Raw genomic sequence first — 17,440 nt, 5'->3', positions numbered from 1 at the left:
CCGGCGACTATTCGAGGTTGGCCTTGCTGTCGAAGAAGTAGACCTCTCCGAGGTTGGTCGCGGTGGCGATCTGTCCGGAGTAGGACACCGCGACCCCGGTCGCGAAGCCGCGCGATTCAGGCAGCGGGAGAGTGCGTTTCGTCGCGCCGTCGGCGGTGGACACCTCGACCAGGGACAGGGTGTCCTTGCCCGGATCGCGCGCCACCGTCCACGCGGTCTGCTGCTGGGTCAGCGCCGACAGGCTCACCGTCGCCAGATCGGTACGCTGCCAGACCTGTTCGGCTCGGTCGCCCTGGTCGCGCAGCAGGGTCAGCGGGGCGCCCAGTGAGCCGGTGGGGATGATCAGGCCGTCCGGTGAGACGGTCATCGTCGCAAAACCGTGCCCGCCGATGTCGTAGGTCCACCGCGTCGATCCGTCCTCGGCGTTCAGCGCGACGATCTTGCCGTCGCGTGAGAATGCGTAGACGGTCGCGCCGTCGGCTGACAGCGTCGGGGTCCCGACGACGCCGCTCGGGACGTCGGCCTGCCAGGCGGTGCGGACCTCGCGCGCGCCGGCGACCTCGCCGTATTTCATGGCGCGGATCTGTGAGGTCGCGGCGCCTTCGGGAAAGAAGTTGAGGTAGAAACGTTCTCGTTCGGTGTCGACGGCGGCGGGAGCGGGAATCGCGCACTGCGGCCCGTTGCGCACGCAGTCTCCGAAGCCACGGAGCGGCTGCGCGGGATCGGCGTCATCGCGCAGGTTCACCTCGGGAGCGAGGAGTTCGTTGCGCTGGGTGTCGATCAGCAGGATCTGTCCCTGGGTGGTGACGACCAGCACCGCGCTGGGGGCCGCGAACTTCGCCGAGAGCGGCACGCCGATCACGCCCGCGCGCCAACGGATGGCGCCGCCGGCGTTGAAGGCGAGGAAGGTCGTCTCCTCACCGAGATAGGGCTGGTCGTACTGGTCGACGAGCATCGCGCTGATCTCGACACCGGCGCGCATGTCCTTGCAGAAGTTCTTCCGTCCCGACCGGCTGTCGAGCACGAGGACGTTGCAACCCTCGGCCGCATTGGACGTCACACCCACGTTGCCCTTGCCCGAGATGGTCACCGGCGCGGTGACCGGACCCCCGGTCGGGCGTGTCCAGCTCAGCGTCAGATCTTCCGGCACATCGGCATACGCGAAGTTGGCGTTCCCCGGGACACCGCCGTAACTGGGCCAGCCGACGCTCGGGACGGAACGCACATCGATGTGGCCGTCCGAGCAGGCGGCGAGGACCAGCGAGCACACGGCCGTGAGCGCGACGAGCAGGCGGGTCAGCGCAGATCGGCGGCGTCGAGACACCTGCGGTCGTGCGAAAGCCATCCTGCTCCTCGTCGTCGTGTCCGGAGTCGTCGTCGAACCAAGGCACCGGACATGCCATCGAACCGGCACCCGACGTGCCAGCAGTGAGCCTATCGTGCGCGAAAATCGCGTCGATTAGGGTTTCTCGTCATGACCACCATGTGGAATGCCTCGTACCGGTCCCGCCGGCGCGCAGGCCGACGCCGCGACCCCGACCAGGCGCGTTTCCTCACCCTCGATTCGCTGCGCTGGGTGAAACGCAATCGCGCGTACACACCGTGGTACCTCGTGCGCTACTACCGTCTCGCCCGATTCCGCCTGGCCAATCCGCACATCGTGCTGCGGGGCATGGTGTTCCTCGGGCGCAATGTCGAGATCCACGCGACACCGGAACTCGCCCGCATGGAGATCGGGCGCTGGGTACACATCGGCGACGGCAACTCCATCCGCTGTCACGAAGGCAGCCTCCGCATCGGCGACAAGACCGTCTTCGGCTGCAACAACGTGGTCAACTCCTACCTCGACCTCGAGATCGGCGGGTCCACCCTCATCGCCGACTGGTGCTACATCTGCGACTTCGACCACAAGATGGACGACATCACGCTGCCGATCAAAGACCAGGGCATCGTGAAGGGCCCGGTTCGGATCGGCCCGGACACCTGGGTCGCGGCCAAGGTGTCGGTCCTGCGCAACACCATCGTCGGCCGCGGATGCGTGCTCGGCTCGCACGCGGTGGTCAAGGGCGTGATCCCCGACTACGCCATCGCGGTCGGCGCGCCCGCCCGGGTGGTCAAGAACCGGATGGACGACTGGGCGTCGAACGCGGCCGAGCGCGCCGAACTCGAACGCGCCCTCGCCGACATCGAACGAAAGAAGGCCGCGGCCGAACGGGAGTGACCCTTCGTGACGCCCTCCGCAGGCTCCGGGTGTGCGGCCTGCCCGTTCCCTGAGGTGCGAGCGAAGCGAGCCTCGAAGGGCTACGCCTGGCCCGGGTCCCGTTCCGGCAGAGGACGTTCGGGAATGTCGGGACGTCCGATTGCATGCCGGACCCGACGCTTCGCCGCGAGGTGCACGCTCGCGGTCCGCTCGGCGACCTCGGCCCAGGAGAACTCCGCGGTGAGCCGCGCCCGGGCCCGCAGCGCCCGTTGCGCCGCCGCGCCCGGATCGGACAGGGTCGCACGGACCGCTGCCGCCAGACCGGCGACATCGGCAGGCTCGAAGGTCAGTCCGGTGTCGGGCTCGCGGACCGCCTCACCCAGACCGCCCGCGGTCGACACGATCAGCGGCGCGCCGGTCGCCGCCGCCTCCAGCGCCACGATCCCGAACGGCTCGTATCGGCTGGGCAGAACGATGGCGTCGCATCGGTGCATCAGCGTCACCAGCTCACCGTGGTCGACCGGGCCGACGAAGGTCACCGCCTTGCTGACCCGGTGCCTGCGCGCCTGCTCCATCAGCCAGTCTCGCTGGGTGCCGTCACCGGCGACGGTCAGCGTCGTACCCGGATGGCTGCGCCGGATACGGGGGAGCGCGGCCAGCAGATCCTGCACGCCCTTCTCGTATTCGAGCCGTCCCGCGAACAACAACTCGGCCGGTCCGCCCGTCCGCGGACGCTCGGCGAACGGCCACGTCCGGATGTCGATGCCGTTGTGGATCACCGTGATGTCGGCGGCGTCGTACCCGAACAACCGGTTCACCTCGTCGCGCATCGACGCCGAACACGTGATGAGAGCATCGGACTCCGACACCAGCCACCACTCCACCGAATGCACCTGACGGTTCGTCCGGCCGCTCACCCAGCCGCTGTGCCGCCCCGCCTCGGTCGCGTGGATCGTGGAAACCAAAGGCACATCGAAGAATTCGGCCAGTGCGATGGAGGGATGGGCGACCAGCCAATCATGCGCGTGCACCACGTCGGGCACCCACCGCGATGCCGATCCGCTCCCGGCGCCGTGCAGATTCGGCCCGCTCGCTTCGCTCCCGGCGCCGTGTGGATCCGGCCCGCTCGCTCCGCTCCCGGCGCCGTGCAGAATCCGCAGCCCCGCCCGAACGAACGCATGCCCCATCGCGAGCGTCCAGGCCATCATGTCCTGCCCGAATTCGAACTCCGGCGGATCCTCGGCGACCGCCACGACGCGCACACCCTCGACGACGGTGTCCGTCGTGGGATGACTGACCGCATCGGTTCCCGACGGTCGACGCGTCAGGACCACCACGTCGTGACCCGCGGCCGCCATCTCGGTCGCCAGGTGATGCACGTGCCGGCCGAGTCCGCCCACCACCACCGGCGGGTACTCCCACGACACGAACAACACCCTCATCCGATTTCCCCCTCGGTGTCGATCCCCCCTGGGCCGATGTCCGCTGGACGGCCGGTCTCGGCGCCGGTTCCGGCATCGCCGGTCTCGGTGCCGATCCCGTCGGCGGTCAGCGTGGTCTGCAGACGGCGCGCATCGAGAGCGGGGAACAGATTGTCGGCGCGCGACCAGTTCGCGGCGAGCGTCTCGGCAGCGTCGTCGCGGCCTCGCATCGCCGCGTCGCTGATCTCGCGGGTGGCGTGCGCATGCGTGTGAGCTCGCGACACAGCGTACTGCGCGGCAGTGTCCTTCGACACCATGAACGGCCAGTCCGACGACACGGTCAGCAGCGCCTCCCGCACGATCTGATCGGCCACGCGACTGCGCTCGCCGCCCCGGTGCCGCAGCTTGGCGACGGCGTCGAGGGCCGTCTCGGTGACCTCGGCGTTCAGGTCGACCAGGTGTTGCACGGCCGGGCCGTTCCACACCCGCCAGTCCTTGCCCGACCCCCACGACGACCGGGGAAGGTCGAACGGTGCACCGACGAACCCGGCTCGTGTCGCGCCCGCGAGTGTTCCGACGGTGACCCCGACCTCGGGCAGGCGGCGGAGCACGCGTTCGAGCCAGACCGGCCCCTCGTGCCACCAGTGGCCGAACAGCTCGGTGTCGAACGCCGCGACGACCAGCGCCGGGCGGCCGATCCGGTCGGACTCGTCGACGAGGCGGGTGCGCACGTGCGCGACGAAGTCCTCGACGTGCCGGTCGAGGACCGCGTCGACCCGTGCCGGGTCATAGGGCTTCTTGTCCTCGCCCGACACGGTCCGGCCGGTGACGCGGAACCGCTTGAGCCCGGTCTCGTGGTCGTACGTGTGGAAGTCGCGGTAGGCGGCGTGGCCCGGATAGCCCGACTTGGGTGACCAGACGCGGTAACTCACCGTCAGGTCACGCCCGTAGGCGATGACGGCGGCATCACCGACGGGGCGCCCGAGCGCGGTGTCGCCCTGCAATGCCGGTCCGTCGACCAGGAAGTGACGCACGCCCGCGCGGTCGTACTCGGTCTCCATCCCCGGCGCGAAGGCACATTCGGGCGCCCAGATGCCGGACGGGTCGAGACCCCAGCGCGCGTGCGCGTCCGCGAGCCCCTCATCGAGCGAGAAGCGGCGTAATCGCGGATCGAGCAGCGGCGCGAACGGGTGGGCGAGCGGACCGCCCAGGATCTCGGCGACGCCGCTCGAGGCCAGCCCGCGGATCAGCGGCGACGCACCGTGACGCCATCGGCTCGCGAAGGTGTCGAGAGCGCGCTGGGCGTCGAGGTACTCGCGGCGTCCGGCCGCCGCACGGTCGGCGTCCCGGGACATCGCGGCCTGGGTGGCCCGCAGTTGCCAGTCCGCGAGCCACTCGTACATCGACGACGCGCAGTGCGGGTCGTCGAGCTGCGCGGCCAGTACCGGCGTGATGCCCAGGGAGAGCTGATCGGTGAAGCCGTCGGCGGCCAGACGCTCGAGCATGTCGACCAACGGCAGATACGACGCCGCCCACGACTGATACAGCCACTCCTCGCCGACCGGCCAGCGGCCGTGATTGGCCAGCCACGGCAGATGCGAATGCAGGACCAGCGTGAACTGGCCGGGAACGGGCGCGGTACCGGTGGCCACCCCTCAGCCCCGCAACGCGACCGCGAACAGGTCGAGGGAGGCGTCGATGTCGCACTCGCCCGAGTCGACGACCTCGAAGTCCTCGGCGACCACGCCGGCGACATCCGCGGTCAGCTCGTCCGGCCACGGCTCGCCGGCGAGCGCGCGCTCGATCTGGGCGTCGATGAGTGAACCGCCCCACTTGGTGTCGAGCGCCCGCAGCCGCGGACCGTGCACGACGCCCAGCATCGCGTCGACCACGAAGTCCCCGCCGAGAAGCAGGTCGGTGAGTTCGGCCGCGTCGAGCTCACGGGTGTGGAACGGGTTGAGCGGTGTGTCGCGACCGGGGGAGAAGGTGATGCGGTTGGGCGTCGACATCAGCAACAGCCCGCCGGGGCGCAGCACGCGGTGGCACTCGGCGACGAAACGTGGCTGATCCCAGAGGTGCTCGATCACCTGGAAGTTGACCACCACGTCGACCGAGGCGTCGTCGAGCGGGAGGTCGACGAGATTGCCCTGGTGGACGACGAGTTCGGGGTAGCGGCGACGGGTGTGCTCGACCGCGACGGTGTCGTAGTCGACGCAGACCACCGACGACGCCCCGGCGTCGGCGATCATCGCGGCGCCGTAACCCTCGCCGGACCCGGCTTCGAGGACGTCACGGCCCGCGCACCGGTCGGCGATGTGGCGATAGGCGATCTCGTGGCGCCGGAACCAGTAGTTCTCGGCGGGGATCCCCGGGACCGTGCGCTCGCCGGTGAGCGCGAGCTGCTCGTCGGTGTCGAGCGCCTCGAGACCAGTGGTTGCCGTCCCGCGCGACGATCCGAGGTCTGCGTCAGTCATCTGAGAGAGACTAGGGCATGCCCCGCCGGTCACCGGGTCCGTCGTACCGAGCGAGCGAACGGTCGCCGCATTGTGTGAGGTAGTCGATGTTTAGTGAGAGGATAGGAGACGCTAAAGTGGTGGGGACCCATGGCCTTACCCGCCGGTAAGTTGCCGAACCCGATGCAGGAGGTCGACGAAGACCCATGACAAACATTGTCGTACTGATCAAGCAGGTTCCCGACACGTGGTCCGAGCGCAAGTTGTCCGACGACGACTACACCCTGGACCGTGAAGCCGCTGACGCCGTCCTGGACGAGATCAACGAGCGCGCCGTCGAGGAAGCGCTGAAGATCAAGGAGGCAGACGGCGGTGAAGTCACCATCCTGACTGCGGGACCCGAGCGCGCGACCGACGCCATCCGCAAGGCGCTGTCGATGGGTGCGGACAAGGCGATCCACATCAAGGACGACCTCATGCACGGCTCGGACGCGGTCCAGACCGCATACGTGCTCGCGCGGGCACTCGGCACGGTCGAGGGTGTCGAGCTGGTCATCGCCGGCAACGAGGCCACCGACGGTCGCGTCGGCGCCATCCCGGCCATGATCGCCGAGTACCTCGAGCTCCCGCACCTGACGCACCTGCGCAAGCTGACCCTCGAGGGCGAGACCCTCAAGGGCGAGCGCGAGACCGACGACGGCATCTTCCACGTCGAGGCCACCCTGCCGGCCATCGTCAGCGTCAACGAGAAGATCAACGAGCCGCGCTTCCCGTCCTTCAAGGGCATCATGGCCGCCAAGAAGAAGGAAGTCACCGTCCTCACCCTCGCCGAGATCGACGTCGAGGCGAGCGACGTGGGCCTGGAGAACGCCGGCTCGGTCGTGACGGCGAACACCCCGAAGCCGCCGAAGACCGCGGGTGAGCGCGTCACCGACGAAGGCGACGGCGGCACCAAGGTCGCCGAGTACCTGGTCGGCCAGAAGATCATCTGACCTTCTCGACGCAGACCACCGGCGAACCCCCAGACATTCAGGAGAGAACCACCATGTCAGAAGTACTCGTGCTCGTGGAGCAGGACGCCGAAGGCGCCCTGAAGAAGGTCACCAGCGAGCTCATCACCGCCGCCCGCGCTCTCGGCACCCCGTCGGCAGTCGTGGTCGGCAAGCCCGGCTCGGCCGACGGCATCCTCGACGGCCTCAAGGAGGCCGGCGCGGAAAAGGTCTACGTCGCCGAGTCCGACGACGCGGGCAACTACCTCATCACCCCGCAGGTCGACGTGCTGGCCTCGATCGCCGAGTCGGCCTCGCCGGCCGGGATCCTGGTCGCGGCGACCGCCGACGGCAAGGAGATCGCCGGCCGGTTGGCCGTGCGTCTCGGCTCCGGCGTCCTCGCCGACATCGTCGACGTCAAGGAGGGTGGCGTGGGCGTCCACTCCATCTTCGGTGGCGCCTTCACCGTCGACGCGCAGGCCAAGGGAGACGTGCCCGTCTTCTCGATCCGCCCCGGTGGTGTCGAGGCGGCTCCGCAGGCCGGCGCCGGCGAGCGTGTCGACGTCGAGGTCCCCGCTCAGGGCGAGGGTGCGGTCAAGATCACCAAGGTCGAGCCGAACGTCGGCGGCGACCGCCCGGAGCTGACCGAGGCGTCGATCGTCGTCTCGGGTGGCCGCGGTGTCGGCAGCGCCGAGAAGTTCTCGGTCGTCGAGGAACTCGCCGACGTGCTCGGTGCCGCTGTGGGCGCCTCGCGTGCGGCCGTCGACTCCGGCTACTACCCGGGCCAGTTCCAGGTCGGCCAGACCGGCAAGACCGTGTCGCCGCAGCTGTACGTCGCCCTGGGCATCTCGGGCGCCATCCAGCACCGCGCCGGCATGCAGACCTCGAAGACGATCGTCGCCGTCAACAAGGACGAAGAGGCTCCGATCTTCGAGATCGCCGACTACGGCATCGTCGGTGACCTGTTCAACGTCGCGCCGCAGCTGACCGAAGAGGTCAAGAAGCGCAAGTGATCATGCGCTGATCCGCTCAGAAACCCGGTGACCCCCGACCCCGCGTCGGGGGTCACCGTGCGTTCGGGGGTCGTTCACCCGCTCGTGGCCGTCGCGGGTCATGTTCACCCGGTGGCGGCCCGAGTTCACCGAACCCGCACCGACACGACACACTGCGGTGGTCCCGCCGATGCCCGGTCTGGCTTTCATTCGAGTCATGAACGCCATGCAGTCGCCAGTCCGCACCAGCCACGTCTCGCGCGCACCGTTCACGCGAGCCGAGCCGAGGACCCTGCTCACCGCGGGGCCCATCCGCGTCCTCGTGTCCGACGACCCCGCCGACATCGTCGCCGCACAAGAGTTGCGGTACCGCGTCTTCGCCGACGAACCCGGTTTCTCCGATCGCATCGGTGACTCGGCCACCGGTCGCGACGCCGACCGCTTCGACGCCTTCTGCGAGCACCTCATCGTCCGCCACACCGACGACGGTGTCGTCGGATGCGCGCGAGTCCTCGCCCCGGCCCGGGCCATCGCCGCCGGCGGGTGGTACTCGGCGACCGAGTTCGATCTTCGAGAGATGAACGACATCGTCTCCGCCACAGTCGAATTGGGGCGTGCCTGCGTGCATTCCGGGTACCGCGACGGCTCGGTGACCGCGCTGATGTGGGCGGCGCTGCTCCAGTACATGGACGACGCCGACCTGCGCTACCTGATGGGGTGCGTGTCGGTGCCGCTGCACAGTCCGGGGGAGTGGCTGCCGGGGTCGTCGCTGCGCGCCCTGCGGGATCGACTGCGCGACGAGCATCGGGATGCACTGCGTCAGGCCCACCCGCTCGTGCCGGCACGCGTGGGCGGACGCCTGCTCGACGACATCGTGCCCTCGGACACGGTCGCGATGCCGCCGCTGATGCGCGGATACCTGCGCCTCGGTGCCCGGATCTGCGGCGAACCGGCGGTCGACGACGTCTTCGACGTCGCGGACTTCCTCACCCTGCTCGACCGCGAGGGCGCGAACAAGCGCTACCTGGACCGGCTGCGATCGAGTGCCAGACGGCTCGGCTCGCCCCGCATGGATGCCGCGCCGGAGCCCGGGGGCGCGGCACGATGACCGCGCTGCTGGCCGGTCCGGTCTCACCGCGCACGGCTGGTCCGCGACGCGGCCACTCACAGTGTCCGCCGGCCCGCCCGTCCGGCGCGCTCACGCATCCGTGGTTCCCGATCAGCACCTGCGGCGAAGGATGCCTCGGCCCGACGGTGGCGCGGCGCTTCGACGCGATCGCCGACGCGACGATCGTCGGGTGGCGCCTGTGCCGGCTCGCGGCGGTCGCGATGTGGATCGTCTGGGCCGTCCTGACCGCTCGGGCGGTGGCGGGTCTGCGTCGACGACCGCCACGTTCGCTCCGCGCCCCTGCATCGAGTGCACTGTTGGCGGCCCTGGGGATCTCCGTCGACGTCGAGGACCGCCGAGCAGACCCTGCCCGAGCGGGGCTGGTGGTCGCCAATCACATCTCCTTCCTCGACGTGCTCGCACTCGCGCTGATCAGCCCCGCGCACGTGGTGGCCAAATCCGATGTCGTCGGGATGCCGGTGGTGTCCTCCCTTGCGCGCAGGTTCGGCGTCATCGCCGTCGACCGCGGCACACTCCGCGGGTTACCGGAGACGGTCGGCGAGGTCGCCGGACGCCTGCACCGCGACTCGTCGGTGATCGTGTTCCCCGAGGGCACCACCTACTGCGGTCGATCCGGCGGCGCGTTCCGCCCGGCGTTCTTCCAGGCCGCGATCGACGCGGATGTCCCGGTGGTGCCGGTGAAGCTGCGATTCGTCGGCACCGACGGGACCACCGCGACGGCGCCGAGTTTCATCGGCGCCGACACCCCGGCCGACACCCTCCGGCGGGTTCTGCGGGCACGTGGCCTGGCCGTCACGATGGTCATCCACCCACCCGAGGCGCCCGGCCGGGATCGTCGCGAGCTGGCGGGTCGATGCGAGCGCGTCGTGGCGGGCCTTCCCGCCGCCGCGGAAAGTGACATCACCCGTTCTCTCATATAGGTTTCACCGGTAGCCGTCCGCAGGTCTGTGGACGATAACCGCGTACCTCCAGGAGGCGACGATGACGTCCACCCGAACCCGAGAAGCCGCGCGCACCAAGTTCTTCGAACTCCGCGATGTCGACGGCCGGGTCGACGACGCCGATCTCGACACCGTCTGGGCCGGATTGTCGACGCTCCGGCCCGAGGAGATGCTCGGCGCCTGGAAGGGTGGCGAGTTCACCACCGGACACGCCATCAACGGCACGCTCGCCAAGGCCAACTGGTTCGGCAAGACCTTCACCTCGCGCAGCGACGTCCAGCCTCTGGTGTGCCGTGACGACAACGGCAACCTCTTCTCCAACACCAAGCTCGGCAAGGGCGAGGCGAGCCTGTGGGCGATCGAGTTCCGCGGCGAGATCACCGCGTCGATGGTCTACGACGGCCAGCCGGTCATCGACCACTTCAAGCGGGTCGACGACACCACGGTGATGGGGATCATGAACGGTAAGGGCGGCGTCATCGACGGCCGTCACCTGTACTTCTATCTCGAGCGGGTCTGACCGCGACCGGTCGCCGGAGTGGCCTCACACCTCCCGACGTGCGCGTTCGGCGTCGTGCGGCCGCTACCGGGTCGGCAGGCCGGCGATCGGCGGCCCGATCGCGGAATTTGTCGGCGACCTAAGCGCGTTTATCCTTGCTAGCGATGCCCGTGCCAAGCCGACCGCCCGTGAAGGCGCCTGTCTACCTCGATCACGCCGCTTCGACGCAGATGCTGCCCGAAGCCGTCGAGGCGATGACGGCCGTCTTCGCCCAACCGGGTAACGCCTCGTCGCTGCACGGATCCGGCCGCACCGCGCGCCGTCGGCTCGAGGAGGCGCGCGAGGCCATCGCCGCGGCTGTCGGCGCCCGGCCGTCCGAGGTCGTGTTCACCGGGGGCGGGACGGAGTCCGACAACCTGGCGGTCAAGGGCATCTACTGGTCCCGGCGGAACGCCGACCCGCGCCGTCGCCGGATCATCACCTCCGCGGTCGAACACCATGCCGTCCTCGACCCCGCTCAGTGGCTCGCCGACGAGGCCGGCGCCGATCTCGTACTGCTACCCGTCGACGCCGACGGTGTGATCTCGCCGGCCGACCTGCGTGCTGAGCTCGAGGCGCACGCGGACGAGACCGCTCTCATCTCGGTCATGTGGGCCAACAACGAGGTCGGCACGATCCAGCCGATCACCGAGATCGCCGCGCTCGGGTCCGAGTTCGGCATCCCCGTGCATTCCGACGCGATCCAGGCCGTCGGCCATCTGCCGGTCGATTTCGCGGCCAGCGGCCTCTCGGCGCTCAGCCTGGCCGCCCACAAGTTCGGCGGGCCGCAGGGTGTCGGCGCCCTGCTGCTCGGTCGGGACGTCGGGTGTGTGCCGCTGCTGCACGGCGGCGGCCACGAACGCGACGTCCGGTCGGGAACGCAGGACGTCGCCGGCGCGGTCGGCATGGCCGCCGCGCTGTCGTGGTGCGTGCAGAACCTGGACACCAACACCGCCCACCTGCGGGCGCTGCAGACCCGGTTGACCGAGGTCCTGCTCGGCGTGGACGGAGCGGTGCGCAACGGGGCCGACGGTGCCGGCCGCCTCCCGGGCAACGTGCACGTGTCGTTCGCCGGATGCGAGGGTGACTCGTTGCTGATGCTCCTCGACGCCAAGGGTGTCGAATGCTCGACCGGATCGGCCTGCACCGCCGGGGTGGCGCAGGCCAGTCATGTGCTCCTCGCGATGGGGCTGGACATGGCCGACGCACGGTCGTCGTTGCGGTTCTCCCTCGGCCACACCACCACCGACGCCGACATCGACGCGGTCGCCGCGGTCATCGACGGGGTCGTCGACCGGGCACGAGCCGCGGGCCTGGTATCGGTCCCCGGCGGAAGGATCTCCTGATGCGAGTACTGGCGGCGATGAGTGGCGGCGTCGACTCGGCGGTCGCCGCGGCACGAGCGGTCGAGGCCGGTCACGAGGTGGTCGGTGTTCATCTGGCGCTGTCAACGGCTCCGGGTGCGCTGCGCACGGGGTCGCGCGGATGCTGTTCACGTGAGGACGCCTCCGACGCCCGCCGGGCGGCCGATGTCCTCGGAATCCCGTTCTACGTCTGGGATTTCGCCGACCGCTTCAAAGACGATGTGATCGACGAGTTCGTCGAGGCCTACGCGGCCGGACGCACACCGAACCCGTGCCTGACGTGCAACGAGAAGATCAAGTTCGCGGCCCTCGCCGACAAGGCGGTCGCCCTCGGTTTCGACGCGCTGGCCACCGGCCACTATGCCCAGCTCGTCGACGGGGAGCTACGGCGTGCGGTCGACGCCGACAAGGACCAGTCGTATGTGCTCGCCGTCCTGACGCGTGATCAGTTGTCGCGGGCGATGTTCCCGATCGGCGACACCCCGAAGACCGAAATCCGAGCCGAGGCGGCCCGCCGCGGGCTGGCCATCGCGGACAAGCCGGACTCCCACGACATCTGCTTCATCCCGAGCGGCGACACCCGCGCGTTCCTCGGTGCCCGCATCGGTGTTCGGCCGGGGGCGATCGTGGACGCGGCGTCGGGTGAGCGTCTCGCCGAGCACGACGGAGTCCACGGTTTCACCATCGGTCAGCGCAAGGGCCTCGGGGTCGAGGCGCCCGCCGCCGACGGCAAGCCGCGCTATGTCACCGAGATCGATCCCGATTCGGGGACGGTCACCGTCGGGACGGCAGCCGACCTGCAGGTCTGGGGGATCACCGCCACCCGCGCGGTCTGGACCTCGGGTGTCACTCCCGGCGAGCCCTTCGACGCGATGGTGCAGGTCCGCGCCCACGGCGGACTCGCGCCGGTGCGCGCGACCGCGACCACGATCGACGGGGGACCAGGTATCGAGATCGTCCTGCAGGAGCCACTCACCGGCGTCGCCCGCGGTCAGGCCGCGGTGCTGTACCTGCCCGATGCCCGGCGCGGCGACCAGGTCGTCGGGTGCGGGCGGATCGCCACCACCTCGTCGCAGCCGACTGTCGTGCCGACTCCGTGACCGGATCATCGGCTCTGCCCACCGGTGTGGGCACCGGTGTGGGATCGATGCCGGGCACCGACGCGCGAGCCGCGGCCGAGGTGGTCAACGGCGAACTCGACCTCACACACCTCGTCGAACTCCCCGGCCGAGGTATCGGCTCGGATCTGATCGGCCGGATGGCGGCGATCCTCGTCGATCTGCCGATGGATACCGCGACGTGGGGATACCGTCTCGCGCAACGCCACTCCCGCCTGGCACGGCGTGCATCCGACCTCCTCGCCGAGGACCTCGACGTCGTCGAGGAGCTCTGGGAGACCGCGGGTTTCGTCGGCACCGGACGCCCGTTCAAGGTGCAGGTCGCCGGTCCGTTCACCACGTCGGCGTCGGTCGAGCTGGCAAACGGGCAGCGAGTCCTCAAGGATCATGGCGCGGTCCGCGACATCGTCGAGTCGACGGCCGAGGGCGTGCGCGCGCACGTCGCCGAGGTACAACGCCGGCTCGGCGCGCGCGTGGTGGTCCAGCTCGACGAGCCGATGATCGGTCAGGTCATCGACGGCACGGTGAAGCCGCTGACGCGCTTCGACCCCATCCGGGCGATACCGGTGGTCGAGGTGGCCCGTGCACTCACCGAACTCATCGACCATGTCGGCGCACCGGTGATCCTGCACGACTGCGGCAGACCGCGATGGGAACTGATCGAACACCTTCCCGGCGTCGGCTATTCGATCGACCTGACCAAGCCCTCCCCGGCCGATCTCGACGGCATCGGCATGCTCGTCGATCGCGGCGGCGTGCTGCTCGCGGGACGCGTGCCGTCGACCGCACCCGATCGCCCGTTGGCCGCCGAACACGTGGCGACCGAACTCGCCGCGCTCACCGATCGCATCGGTCTGAGCCGGAAAGTGTTGTCGGACAACATCATCGTGACCCCGACCTGCGGTCTGGCCGGCGCGTCGACGAGCTGGGCCAAGACGGCGCTTGCGGTCACCGCGAAAGCCGGTCAGCTACTCGGCAGCGATCCGTCGGCACTCTGAAACCCCTGCAGGCCCGACCTCGCAGACCTATCCTCGTCGGTATGCCGCACCCGATCATGTTCGACGACGCGGACCCCTACCTGGTCCGCGTACGGACGATCGCGCTCGCGCTGCCCGACGCGACCGAGGTCGTCGCGCACGGCCGCCCGACCTTCCGCTGCGGCAAGATGTTCGGCAACTACGGCGGCGGGGTCAAGGGCAGCAAGATCCGTCACGACCAGTCGATCCTGGTCCTCGCCGACGATTCCGAACGGCCCGCCCTGCTGGACGATCCGCGATTCTTCCTGCCCGCCTACCTCGGCCCCGCCGGCTGGGTGGGCCTGATCCTCGACGACGACACCGACTGGGACGAGGTCGCCGAACTCCTCGACACGAGCTACCGCCAGATCGCACCGAAGCGGTCGCTGGCCAAGCTCGATTCCTTGTGAAGCGGACAGTCCTCTCGATCAGCAAGAGCGATTCCTGAGATGGTGGAACAGTGGCGGCAACCTACCGGGACTTTCTGTGGTTCAACGATGAAGAGTTCGCCGGCTGGCGAGCGAACGGCCACGTTGTCAGCCTGATTCGCGATGCCACTGCTGACGGTGTCCTTGATGCTCTGTCCGCCTACAGCCGACGTCCCCACGGGGTCGGCTTGGAGGGGTTCGGTAAACGGTCGACGGAGTTCGAACTGTTGGGCCTGGCTCCCATGATGTCGCAGGCCGTGCAAACCGTGGGGGTTGCCGACATCGGCGGCGGGTGGGTGCTGCTGATTCAGCACAACAGTGAGTACCTCGGCGTCACAGATGACCTGTACAAGTCCGTCATCGACAACCATGAGATCGTCAGCCACTTCAGCAACGTCAACGCAAACTCACGCTTTGTGTGGTGGCGCGATGGGCGGCAACAGATTTCGTTTGAGCCGATGTTCCCTTCCCGGGATCTCGACCGGGCCAGGTCGATTACGACCACCGGATCGTCGTCAGTGTTCGACCTGATGTCCGAAGTCGGCGGATTCGAGCTCGAGGAGACCGACGAACCCCGAGACGAGTTCTTCCACATCGAGGCCAGTTTCGCACTTGCCGAGCGGCGCACCGGGATTGCTGTCACCAAGGAGCTGATCGAGTCCGCGGAGTTCACCGTCGCTCTGGTGCCCACCACCACGGAGCCTCAGGCGCCCTACGCCCACGAGATGCCGCCCCGAGTTCCGCTGCTGGGGGAGCGAGCGACCTGGAGCGAGGTGCACCAGCTGTATCGGTCGGCCGGCGAGTCGACCGTCCACGCGACCATGGTGCTCTCCGAGGATCAGGGCGGTAGCGAGGAGCGCCTCGAGGTGGAGTTCTGGTACTCGCCGTTCGAGGGAGTGAGGCAGGCCGACGACGACGGGTTGCTCTCGGTGAGCGATTCCTCGGGGCGCCTCTGGCACCGCGGGCCTTATGCACCCAGTACGTGGCCCGATCAGCTGGTCGCGATTCATCGTCGCTGGGATCAGTTGACCTCGTTTCGTTTGGTGATCGATCCCACCGGTCTTGGAACGGTCACCGAGGTAGGCGGGCGCCGAGCGTGGGAGTTCGTATTTCCTCCCTATATCTTCGGCCCGGTGGCGGTTGCGTTCGACGCCAACACCGGCATCCCGCTGCGAGCCGAGAGCAGCGGCCGTACCGAAGAGCTCAGAAACGTGATACTCAACGAGTCGTTCTCCGAGAACCTCTTCATAGTCCCGGATTGACCGGCACAGATGTCGGCACTCGGATTCGTACTCTGGGGGCTGCAGGCGTTCCTGGTTGCGCGGCTTCAGGGTGCCTTCGGCGGCAATGTGACTGGTGAGGTTTCAGTCCACCACAGTCCACCACGGTTCACCGCTGAGGCGTGAGTGATATCAATTGCAGCGCAGTCATATTGGTCGAAGCGGGGTTGTGGAGAAATCTCGTCGTCGAACGTTCTGGCGAGTACCTTGGGTGTCATGCCCTCGATCACCGAGTTCCGCGACACCCTCGTCTTCCTCGCTCCACCGCCCGAGGACGGGAGTGGTCGCGCGGTGTTCGACCGACTCGACGAACTGCGTGTGTTGCGCAACGTGCTGGATCATCAGATCGCTGTGCACGTAGCTCTTCTGGACGCGTCGGGTGCGGCGGCCCGTGCGGGATCGACGACACGGTCGTGGCTGATCGAGATGGGGATGCCACCATCGGTCGCCCACCGTGGTGTGCGGATCGCCGGCGGCCTGGCCTTGTTGCCGAAGGTCGCCGACTGCGCCGCCGACGGGTACCTGGCTGCCGAGTGCGTCGACGCGGTCGTTCGAGGGATCGCTCTCATCGACCGACGCGCTGCAGCAGCGCTTTCCGACGACGACCGTCGGGCGTTCGAGACCGAACTGCTCACGCTGGCGTTCTCCGGTGCCACTCCCGCGGAGATCGACACCCGCGCACGGGGTGTCGCGGTGCGTGTCGCAGACGCTGATCCCGACACGGTTCCGGCGGCTGATGATGCGTCGTTGAACACCGTGCACACCAGGGTGACCGAGGAGGGGCGGGTCGCGATCAGCGCGGATGTGAGTGCGGTGATCGGGGAGAAGTTTCTGTCGATGATCGACGAACGATCCGGTCCGCGTCCCGAACCCGACGGAGCCGAGGATCGTCGCAGTGTCGGAGAACGCCGCGCGGACGGGTTGGAGTTGCTGCTGGATCAGGCGGCGATCGGCGCGGCGATGACCACCGCCGGAGCACCACGCACCCAAGTGCTGGTCACCGTTCCAGCCGACGGCGTCGATCCGGCACGGTTGCCGTGGGTCGGGGCAATATCGGCCGCGTCAGCGCAGCGGTTGTCGTGTGACAGCGGAGTCGCCGAGATCATTCTCGACACCGAGGGCGTGCCGTTGCGGATGGGCACCACGAAGCGGTTGTTTCCGCACCATCTGCGGCAGGCGATCATCGTGCGGGACTTGTGCTGTGTGAAATGTGGTGCACCAGCAGCACATTCACAAGTACATCACCTGGTCCACTGGGCTGACGGTGGCCCGACCGATCTGGACAACGGGTGCCTGCTGTGTCAACGATGTCACACTCAGGTCCACCACCACGGGTGGCAAGTGGTGATGGGTCCCGACCGGCATCCCTGGCTGATCCCGCCGGCCGACGTCGACCCGCGACGCTCACCCCGCCCGGCCTATAACCGGCGCACCATGCGACTCGACGACGCGCCCGTCTGACCGCCCCCCCTCAGACCCTCCGGCATCGACTCCGACGCCACACGACCTTTGACAACTCCACAGTGTGCAATGGACGACCAGACCCCCAGGTGTCTCGTGACAACAGGCCT

16 protein-coding genes are annotated in these 17,440 nt (G+C 68.7%); 12 read left to right on the top strand and 4 right to left on the bottom strand.

Annotation, left to right across the window (positions count from 1 at the left end; translation table 11 throughout):
• Positions 1-7: 7 nt before the first annotated feature.
• Positions 8-1,345 carry an outer membrane protein assembly factor BamB family protein gene (locus KTR9_RS17835; RefSeq protein ID WP_014927524.1) on the bottom strand — a complete coding sequence of 446 codons (1,338 nt, stop codon included), beginning with the start codon at positions 1,343-1,345 and terminating at the stop codon, positions 8-10.
• Between the two features lie 129 nt (positions 1,346-1,474).
• Between KTR9_RS17835 and KTR9_RS17830 the strand changes: the two genes are divergently transcribed.
• Positions 1,475-2,221, top strand: a complete 747-nt coding sequence (locus tag KTR9_RS17830) for an acyltransferase (protein WP_010841357.1) — start codon at positions 1,475-1,477, stop codon at positions 2,219-2,221.
• 80 nt (positions 2,222-2,301) lie between these two features.
• Here the strand turns inward: KTR9_RS17830 and KTR9_RS17825 are convergent, their stop codons facing one another.
• Genes KTR9_RS17825 through KTR9_RS17815 form a run of 3 tightly spaced genes read right to left on the bottom strand, consistent with a single transcriptional unit; the run spans position 2,302 to position 6,095 of the window.
• A complete protein-coding gene (locus tag KTR9_RS17825; RefSeq protein ID WP_014927523.1) occupies positions 2,302-3,642 on the bottom strand; it encodes a glycosyltransferase family 4 protein in 1,341 nt (446 codons plus the stop codon).
• Positions 3,639-5,273, bottom strand: coding sequence for a 1,4-alpha-glucan branching protein domain-containing protein (locus KTR9_RS17820; RefSeq protein WP_014927522.1), 1,635 nt, complete (start codon positions 5,271-5,273; stop codon positions 3,639-3,641). The genes KTR9_RS17825 and KTR9_RS17820 overlap by 4 nt, the downstream gene beginning before the upstream one ends.
• A 3-nt stretch (positions 5,274-5,276) precedes the next feature.
• Entirely contained in the window at positions 5,277-6,095 is an 819-nt protein-coding gene (locus KTR9_RS17815; RefSeq protein ID WP_014927521.1) for a class I SAM-dependent methyltransferase, read from the bottom strand.
• A 185-nt stretch (positions 6,096-6,280) separates the two neighbouring features.
• On the opposite strand from KTR9_RS17815, the gene KTR9_RS17810 reads away from it, so the two are divergent.
• From KTR9_RS17810 to KTR9_RS17760, 11 genes are all read left to right on the top strand, one after another.
• Positions 6,281-7,066, top strand: a complete 786-nt coding sequence (locus KTR9_RS17810) for an electron transfer flavoprotein subunit beta/FixA family protein (protein ID WP_010841353.1) — start codon at positions 6,281-6,283, stop codon at positions 7,064-7,066.
• Positions 7,067-7,119: 53 nt separating this feature from the next.
• Positions 7,120-8,076 (top strand): electron transfer flavoprotein subunit alpha/FixB family protein, encoded by a 957-nt coding sequence (locus KTR9_RS17805; protein ID WP_010841352.1) that lies wholly within the window; start codon positions 7,120-7,122, stop codon positions 8,074-8,076.
• 100 nt (positions 8,077-8,176) lie between these two features.
• Entirely contained in the window at positions 8,177-9,163 is a 987-nt protein-coding gene (locus KTR9_RS17800; RefSeq protein WP_014927520.1) for a GNAT family N-acetyltransferase, read from the top strand.
• The gene (locus tag KTR9_RS17795; RefSeq protein ID WP_014927519.1) at positions 9,160-10,104 is read left to right on the top strand and encodes a lysophospholipid acyltransferase family protein; all 945 of its coding nucleotides are present in this window, start codon (positions 9,160-9,162) and stop codon (positions 10,102-10,104) included. Before KTR9_RS17800 ends, KTR9_RS17795 begins: the two co-directional genes overlap by 4 nt.
• A gap of 61 nt (positions 10,105-10,165) precedes the next feature.
• Positions 10,166-10,645, top strand: coding sequence for a DUF4334 domain-containing protein (locus KTR9_RS17790; protein ID WP_010841349.1), 480 nt, complete (start codon positions 10,166-10,168; stop codon positions 10,643-10,645).
• A gap of 143 nt (positions 10,646-10,788) precedes the next feature.
• Positions 10,789-12,009, top strand: a complete 1,221-nt coding sequence (locus KTR9_RS17785; protein ID WP_014927518.1) for a cysteine desulfurase family protein — start codon at positions 10,789-10,791, stop codon at positions 12,007-12,009.
• On the top strand, positions 12,009-13,127 hold the full coding sequence (mnmA, locus tag KTR9_RS17780; RefSeq protein ID WP_014927517.1) for a tRNA 2-thiouridine(34) synthase MnmA: 1,119 nt from the start codon (positions 12,009-12,011) through the stop codon (positions 13,125-13,127). Before KTR9_RS17785 ends, mnmA begins: the two co-directional genes overlap by 1 nt.
• Positions 13,124-14,143 (top strand): methionine synthase, B12 independent, encoded by a 1,020-nt coding sequence (locus KTR9_RS17775; protein WP_014927516.1) that lies wholly within the window; start codon positions 13,124-13,126, stop codon positions 14,141-14,143. Before mnmA ends, KTR9_RS17775 begins: the two co-directional genes overlap by 4 nt.
• Positions 14,144-14,184: 41 nt before the next feature.
• On the top strand, positions 14,185-14,571 hold the full coding sequence (locus KTR9_RS17770; protein WP_014927515.1) for an MmcQ/YjbR family DNA-binding protein: 387 nt from the start codon (positions 14,185-14,187) through the stop codon (positions 14,569-14,571).
• A gap of 50 nt (positions 14,572-14,621) precedes the next feature.
• A complete protein-coding gene (locus KTR9_RS27005; RefSeq protein WP_083888982.1) occupies positions 14,622-15,851 on the top strand; it encodes a DUF6461 domain-containing protein in 1,230 nt (409 codons plus the stop codon).
• A gap of 234 nt (positions 15,852-16,085) precedes the next feature.
• A complete protein-coding gene (locus KTR9_RS17760; RefSeq protein ID WP_014927513.1) occupies positions 16,086-17,330 on the top strand; it encodes an HNH endonuclease signature motif containing protein in 1,245 nt (414 codons plus the stop codon).
• Positions 17,331-17,440: the final 110 nt, after the last annotated feature.

Source organism: Gordonia sp. KTR9, from assembly GCF_000143885.2.
Taxonomy (GTDB): domain Bacteria; phylum Actinomycetota; class Actinomycetes; order Mycobacteriales; family Mycobacteriaceae; genus Gordonia.
Note: the sequence above shows the minus strand (reverse complement) of the source record. Positions and strands in the feature narration are given on the sequence as shown.